General features: G+C 68.0%; 5 protein-coding genes and 1 pseudogene. 2 read left to right on the top strand and 4 right to left on the bottom strand.

The genetic code is table 11. The features are described from left to right. Window positions 1-101 (top strand): annotated as a pseudogene (locus ACFTWF_RS18460) (GntR family transcriptional regulator); the annotation flags it as partial. Between the two features lie 66 nt (window positions 102-167). Here ACFTWF_RS18460 and purU read toward each other — a convergent pair. From purU to ACFTWF_RS18440, 4 genes are all read right to left on the bottom strand, one after another. Next, window positions 168-1,016, bottom strand: a complete 849-nt coding sequence (gene purU, locus ACFTWF_RS18455) for a formyltetrahydrofolate deformylase (RefSeq protein ID WP_378462632.1) — start codon at window positions 1,014-1,016, stop codon at window positions 168-170. Between the two features lie 113 nt (window positions 1,017-1,129). Further along, window positions 1,130-2,023, bottom strand: a complete 894-nt coding sequence (locus ACFTWF_RS18450) for a bifunctional 5,10-methylenetetrahydrofolate dehydrogenase/5,10-methenyltetrahydrofolate cyclohydrolase (protein WP_378462631.1) — start codon at window positions 2,021-2,023, stop codon at window positions 1,130-1,132. Continuing rightward, a complete protein-coding gene (locus tag ACFTWF_RS18445) occupies window positions 2,020-2,646 on the bottom strand; it encodes a cyclodeaminase/cyclohydrolase family protein (protein ID WP_185724999.1) in 627 nt (208 codons plus the stop codon). The genes ACFTWF_RS18450 and ACFTWF_RS18445 overlap by 4 nt, the downstream gene beginning before the upstream one ends. After that, window positions 2,643-5,108, bottom strand: a complete 2,466-nt coding sequence (locus tag ACFTWF_RS18440; RefSeq protein ID WP_378462630.1) for an FAD-dependent oxidoreductase — start codon at window positions 5,106-5,108, stop codon at window positions 2,643-2,645. Before ACFTWF_RS18440 ends, ACFTWF_RS18445 begins: the two co-directional genes overlap by 4 nt. A gap of 317 nt (window positions 5,109-5,425) precedes the next feature. Here ACFTWF_RS18440 and ACFTWF_RS18435 point away from each other — a divergent pair, with 317 nt between their 5' ends. Then, a complete protein-coding gene (locus ACFTWF_RS18435) occupies window positions 5,426-6,226 on the top strand; it encodes an IclR family transcriptional regulator (protein WP_378462629.1) in 801 nt (266 codons plus the stop codon). Window positions 6,227-6,232 lie beyond the last annotated feature (6 nt).

Genomic DNA, 6,232 nt, shown 5'->3' with positions numbered 1-6,232 from the left:
AACTGCTACGGGCCATCGTCGACGGCGACGGAGACACCGCCTCCGCCCTCACCCTCGCCCACGTCACCGGCTTCGAGCAAGCCATCCGCGACCTGCTGTAGGCGCTTCGCGCCCGTGCGCCTTTCTGGTAGCAGGAGCTACCAGAAAGGCGCACGGGCCCGGAGGGCCTAACTGAAGACGACCGTCCGGTGACCGTGGAGCAGGACCCGGTTCTCGCAGTGCCAGCGCACGGCCCGGGACAGTGCGAGCGCCTCGGCGTCCTGCCCGACCGTGGCGAGTCGCGCCGGGTCGAAGGTGTGGTCGATGCGGATGACTTCCTGCTCGATGATCGGGCCCTCGTCCAGGTCGGGGGTGACGTAGTGGGCGGTGGCGCCCACCTGCTTGACGCCCCGATCGAATGCCTGGTGGTAGGGCTTGGCGCCCTTGAACCCGGGCAGGAACGAGTGGTGGATGTTGATGGCCCGACCGCGCAGCGCCCGGCACGCGTCGTCCGACAGCACCTGCATGTACCGGGCGAGGACCACGAGATCCGCATCGAACTCCTCGACGAGTTCGAGCAGCCGGGCCTCCGCCTGCGGCTTGGTGGCCGGGGTGACGGGGACGTGGATGAACGGCAGCCCGGCGGCCTCGGCCATCGGTCGCAGGACCTCGTGGTTGGAGACGACGGCGACGAGTTCGGCGCCGAGGTTGCCCGCTCGCCAGCGGAAGATGAGGTCGTTGAGGCAGTGGCCCATCTTGGAGACCATCACGATGACGCGGGGCAGGTCGGTGCCGTTGACGGTGAACGTCATGCCGAACTTCGTGGCGACGCTCTGGAATTCCTCGGTGAGGCGCTCGATGTCGACGTCTTCGGCCGACACGAACGACGTGCGGAGGAAGAAGGCGTCGCTGAGGGTGTCGTCGAATTGCTGATGCTCGGCGATATCGCAGTTCTGCTCGAAGAGAAAGGAGCTGACTGCGTGAACGATCCCGGGACGCTGAGCGCAGCTGAGCGTCAGGGTGAAGGTCTGGGTCATGTGGGTCTCCTCGATGCCGGACCTATTGAGGTGTCAGTCCGAGCGAACTGATATATCAGAATGGGCCCATGCTATTTCAGGCGGGACGAGCGGGTCAAGGGGTGGAGCGTGGGTCAGCCGCTGCTGCGGGACCCGGTCAGGAGGGCGTTCGATCGGCTCTGGGCGTACTGGGTCGCGGCAGCGTCGACGGTGTGATTGAGCAACAGTGCGGTGGTGACCGGTCCCACCCCGCCGGGAACCGGGGTCAGCGCGCCGGCCCGACCGTCGACGGCGGCGGCGTCGACGTCACCGAGCAGCTGCCCGTCGTCGGTGGCCGTGGTCCCGACATCGATCACGACGGCGCCTTCGGCCACGTGCTCGGCCGCGATCAGACCGGGTATCCCGACCGCGACGACGAGAATCTCGGCGTCGCGGGTGCCGGCGGCCAGGTCGGTGGTGTGCCGGTGGCAGACGGTCACCGTCGCGTTGCGTTGCACGAGCAGATGTGCCGCGGGACTTCCCACGACCGTCGACCGTCCGACGACGGCGGCGGTCCTGCCGTGCACGGGGATTCCGTGGTGGTCGAGGAGTGCGATCACGGCCTGCGCGGTCGCGGGTGCGAACGCCGGGAGGCGGGCGACGAGGCGTCCGAGGCTCACCGGGTTGGCGCCGTCGATGTCCTTGGCGGGATCGATCGCCTCGCGCAGCGCATCGAGGTCGGTGCCGTCCGGCAGGGGCGTCTGCAGGATGATTCCGTGGACGTCGGGGTCGTGGCCGAGTTCGACGAGTGTGGTGTGGATCTGCTCGGTCGTCGCCGATGGTCCGAGATCGACGGTGTCGCACAGGATTCCGGTGCGCTTCGCGGCGGACGCGATGGACCGCACGTACCACGCGGTCGATTCGTCGTCGGTGGCGAGGACCACCGCCAACCTGGGCCGGACGCCGAGGTCGGTGAGGGCGGCGGCGGCGACGGAGGCGTCGTTGCGGATGGAGGCGGCGAGTTCGGCGCCGCCGAGGCTTCGGGTCATGAACTCAGCTGCTTTCGTACTCGTGTGGTGACGGAGTCGGCGCGCTCGAGGATCGCGTCGACACCGGCGACGCACTCGGTGAGGGCTCGGCGGGTGTCTGCGTCGGTGATGCCGGGCAGGTTCACTTCGATGTTGACGCGGGCAGTGGTGGCGGCCGCGCGGGCAGCCTCGGCGGCGGCCGCGACGTCGCTGACGACGGTGCGGTTCGCCACTGGGAGCAGGGTGTCGGCGAGTGCGACCACCTCGCCTGCCGCGACCACCACCTCGGCGGGAACGGCGGCGGCACCGGCGAGCGCGGAGGCGATCGCCGCTGTACGCGAGGCGGATTCGTCGTCCGTGCCCCGAGGCAGCCGGTAGGCGTCGATCACGGCCGTGAACGCAGCCATGTCGTCGTCCGCGAATTGCAGGGCCTTCTCGCGGAACGCATCCGCGCCGGCACAGATGCGTTCGACGAGCAGACCGTGGTCGGCGTACTTCGTGCCGGTGGTGTACCGGGCGACCATCGAGACCAGCGCGGCCGCCTGGCCGAGGTGCAGCGCGCCGGTGGCGCCGCCGCCCGGCGCGGGGGTCCGGGCGGCGAGCGAGTCCAGGAAACCGGCGATCGTGTCGTCTCGAATGGTCATGACCGGATCTTCTTCATCTCGGGGTCGACGAGTGGTTCGGCGACGACGGTGGCGGGGATGCGGCGCCCGAAGTACTCGATCTCCACCGTGGTGTCGACGGTCGCGGTGGCGGGAAGCCAGGCGTAGGCGATGGGGGCCCCGACAGTGTGGCCGAAGGCGGCGCTGGTGACGTATCCGGCGGGTTCGCCGTCGACGAAGACGGGTTCGTGGCCCAGGACCACCGACTGCCGGTCGTCGATCATCAGGCACGCGAGGCGCCGCTGGACGGTCTCGTCGGAGATGCCGTCGAGGGCGTCGCGGCCGCGGAAGTCGCCCTTCTGCAACCGGACGGCGAAGCCGAGACCGGCCTCGTAGGGGTTGTGCTCGGTGGTCATGTCACTGCCCCAGGAGCGGTAGCCCTTCTCCATCCGCAGGCTGTTGAACGCGGCGCGGCCGGCGGCGATGATCTCGTGCTTCTGCCCCTCCGCCCACAGCAGGTCCCACAGGCGCAGACCGTTGTCGGCGGAGGTGTACAGCTCCCAGCCGAGTTCGCCGACGTAGGACAGGCGCATCGCGGTGACGGGCACACCGCCGATCCGGACCTGCTTGGACCGGAAGTACTTGAAGTTCTCGTTGGAGAAGTCGTCGCTGCTCAGTGCCTGCACCAGATCCCGGGCCCGCGGACCCCACAACCCGATGCCGCAGGTGCCGCCGGTGATGTCCCGGACCGCCACGCTGCCGTCGTCGGGGGCCTGGCGGCGGAAGTAGTCGAGGTCGAGGTTGCCGTTGGCGCCCACCTGGAAGACGGTGGCGGACATCCGGGTGACGGTGAGGTCGCTGCGGACGCCGCCAGCGTCGTCGAGGGCGAGGGTGTAGGTGACGGACCCGACGGACTTGTCCATCTTGCCGGTCGTCAGCCGTTCGAGCAGCGCGAGCGCTCCCGGGCCGGAAATCTCGAGCCGCTTGAGTGGGGTCATGTCGTACAGGGCCACCGACGTGCGGGTCTTCCACGCTTCGGCCGCGGCGATCGGGGAGTGGAACTGCGCGGCCCACGCTTCCCGGGCCGGCGGCTGCCACTCGGCCGGAAGCTGCTGCACCAGATGCGCGTTGGCCTCGAACCAGTGCGGACGCTCCCAGCCGGCGCTCTCGAGGAACACCGCACCGAGCTCCTTCTGGCGGACGTGGAACGGGCTCACCCGCAGATCGCGGGGAGACTCCTTGGGCTGCAACGGGTGCAGCACGTCGTAGATCTCGACGAAGTTCTGTTGCGACGTCTCGCTGACGTAGTCGGGTGCGATCTGGACGTCCTCGAACCGGTGCACGTCGCAGCCGTGCAGTTCGATCTCGGAGCGGCCGTCGACGAGCAACTGCGCGACGGCCCGGCCGACGCCGGCGGAGTGCGTGACCCACACGGCCTCGGCGATCCAGAATCCGGCGACGTCGGGGGACTCCCCGATCAGCGGACCGCCGTCCGGGGTGAACGAGAAGACCCCGTTGAAACCGTGCTCGAGTTCCGCGGATTCGAGGCACGGCAGCAGCAGCTTGCTCTGCTCCCAGGAGGGGGCGAAGTCGTCGTCGGTGAAGGGGAGCATCGACGGCATGTCGGCGTCGGAGACGTCGCCGCCGCTCTCGGCCAGGTCGCGCAGGTTCACCGGCATCGGGCGGTGCGCGTAGGAGCCGATGCCGAGGCGGTCGACGTGCTCACGGAAGTACAGGTCCTGGTCCTGGTGGCGCAGGATCGGGAATCCCGCCTCGGCGAGTTCGGTGTTGCGGCCGACGAGTTCGGGAATCTGCGCGGTCTTCGCGTACTGGTGCGCCAGGGGGAGCAGCGGCACGTCCATGCCCACCATCGCGCCGACGTCGGGACCCCAGAAGCCGGCGCAGGAGACGACGATGTCGGCGGGAATCACCCCGTCCGGGGTGGCGACGCCGGTGACCTTGCCGCCGGCCTGCTCGATGCCGATCACCTTCGTCGAGCCCTGGAACACCGCTCCGCGGGCCTCGGCGCGGCGGGCGAGCGCGACGACGACCCGGGACGCCTTGGCGAGGCCGTCGGTCTCGACGTACAGGCCGCCGAGGACCCGCTTCTCGTCGAGCAGCGGGTGCAGCTTCGCGCACTCGGCCGGGTCCAGGACGGCGCCCTCGATGCCCCAGGACGTGGCCCAGCCCTGCTTGCGGTGCAGATCGGCCAGGCGCTCTTCGGTGGTGGCTACCTCGAGTCCGCCGAGCTGGTTGAAACACCACTGCCCGTCGACGTCGAGTCCGACGAACTTCTCGACCGTGTACCGGGCGAACTCGGTCATCGTCTTGGATGCATTGGTCTGGAACACCAGGCCCGGTGCGTGCGACGTGGAGCCACCGGTGAGCGGCAACGGTCCCTGGTCGAGAACCGTGATCCGATCCCAGCCGCGAGCGGTGAGCTCGTCGGCCAGATTCGCGCCGACGATGCCGGCTCCGATGATCACTACGCGGGGTGACCCCATGATGGTCCTCCTGGTTGGGTGGGTGCCGGTGTGCGGCGAAGTACGGGTGCTGTATCGGAAAGATCTGCGAATCGCGAAATGTGCGGGAATGGAATTCGGGCCGTCATCGGCAATTGATATATCAATACAGTGGGTATGTGTCCGATAACGGGTCGACTCCGAATTGCAGGTAATTCCAGAGTGATCGGATGGGGGAAACGACAACTGTTCCGCGGAGTTCAGCGGAATTGAGCGGTGCGGTGTCGTGAGATGGCGCCGGAGTGGTGGTGGAGGGAGGTAACCGTCGCACGGTGGTGTCGCCTATCCTGATAGTCGCGATGACTGAATTGGACGATAATTCGAATGGGGATCGGAGCCGGCCGACCGGGGCTGTGCAGTCAGTGGACCGCGCTCTGGCCGTCCTCGAAATCCTGGCGAGACTCGGTACCGCCGGCGTCACGGAAATCGCGGACGAATTGGGAGTTCACAAGTCGACTGCGTCGCGTCTCGTCGCCGTGCTGGATTCGCGAGGCTACGTTGCGCAATTGAAGAACCGGGGAAAATTCCAGCTCGGCAATTCGATCGTCCGTCTCGCCCGCACCGCGTCGCCGGACGGCGATCTGGTGCGGCAGAGTCAGGAATTGTGCGCCGAACTCGCGCACTCCGTCGGTGAGAGCGTGAATGTGTCGATACTCGACGGCAATCGCTCGGTGAGCATCGTCAAGGCAGACGGTCCGTCCGGTGTCGGTACCAGTACCTGGGTGGGGCAGAGCAGTCCGGCGCACGCGACGGCGAGTGGCAAATTGTTGCTCACGGAATTGTCCGACAGCGACATTGCCGAGCGACTGGGAGAAACTCCGATCGCGCTCACGTCCAGAACTCTCACCGATGTGCAGGCGCTCGTGGAGTCGGTGAACACCATTCGCGAACGGGGCTGGGCCGAATCCGAGGAAGAACTCGAACTGGGGTTGAACGCGATCGCCGTTCCGGTCCGCGATTACACGTCGAAAATGATTGCGGCGCTGAGTGTGTCCGGGCCGGCGTACCGGCTGCTGCCGGAACGGTTCGCAGACGTCGCCCGCGCCGCACTCGACACGTCCCGGCAGATCAGCAGCCGATTGGGCTATGCCGCCACCTAGCGCCGG

The organism is Rhodococcus sp. NPDC056960 (assembly GCF_042674125.1).
In the GTDB taxonomy this organism is placed as follows: Bacteria; Actinomycetota; Actinomycetes; order Mycobacteriales; family Mycobacteriaceae; genus Rhodococcus_F.
Note: the sequence above shows the minus strand (reverse complement) of the source record. Positions and strands in the feature narration are given on the sequence as shown.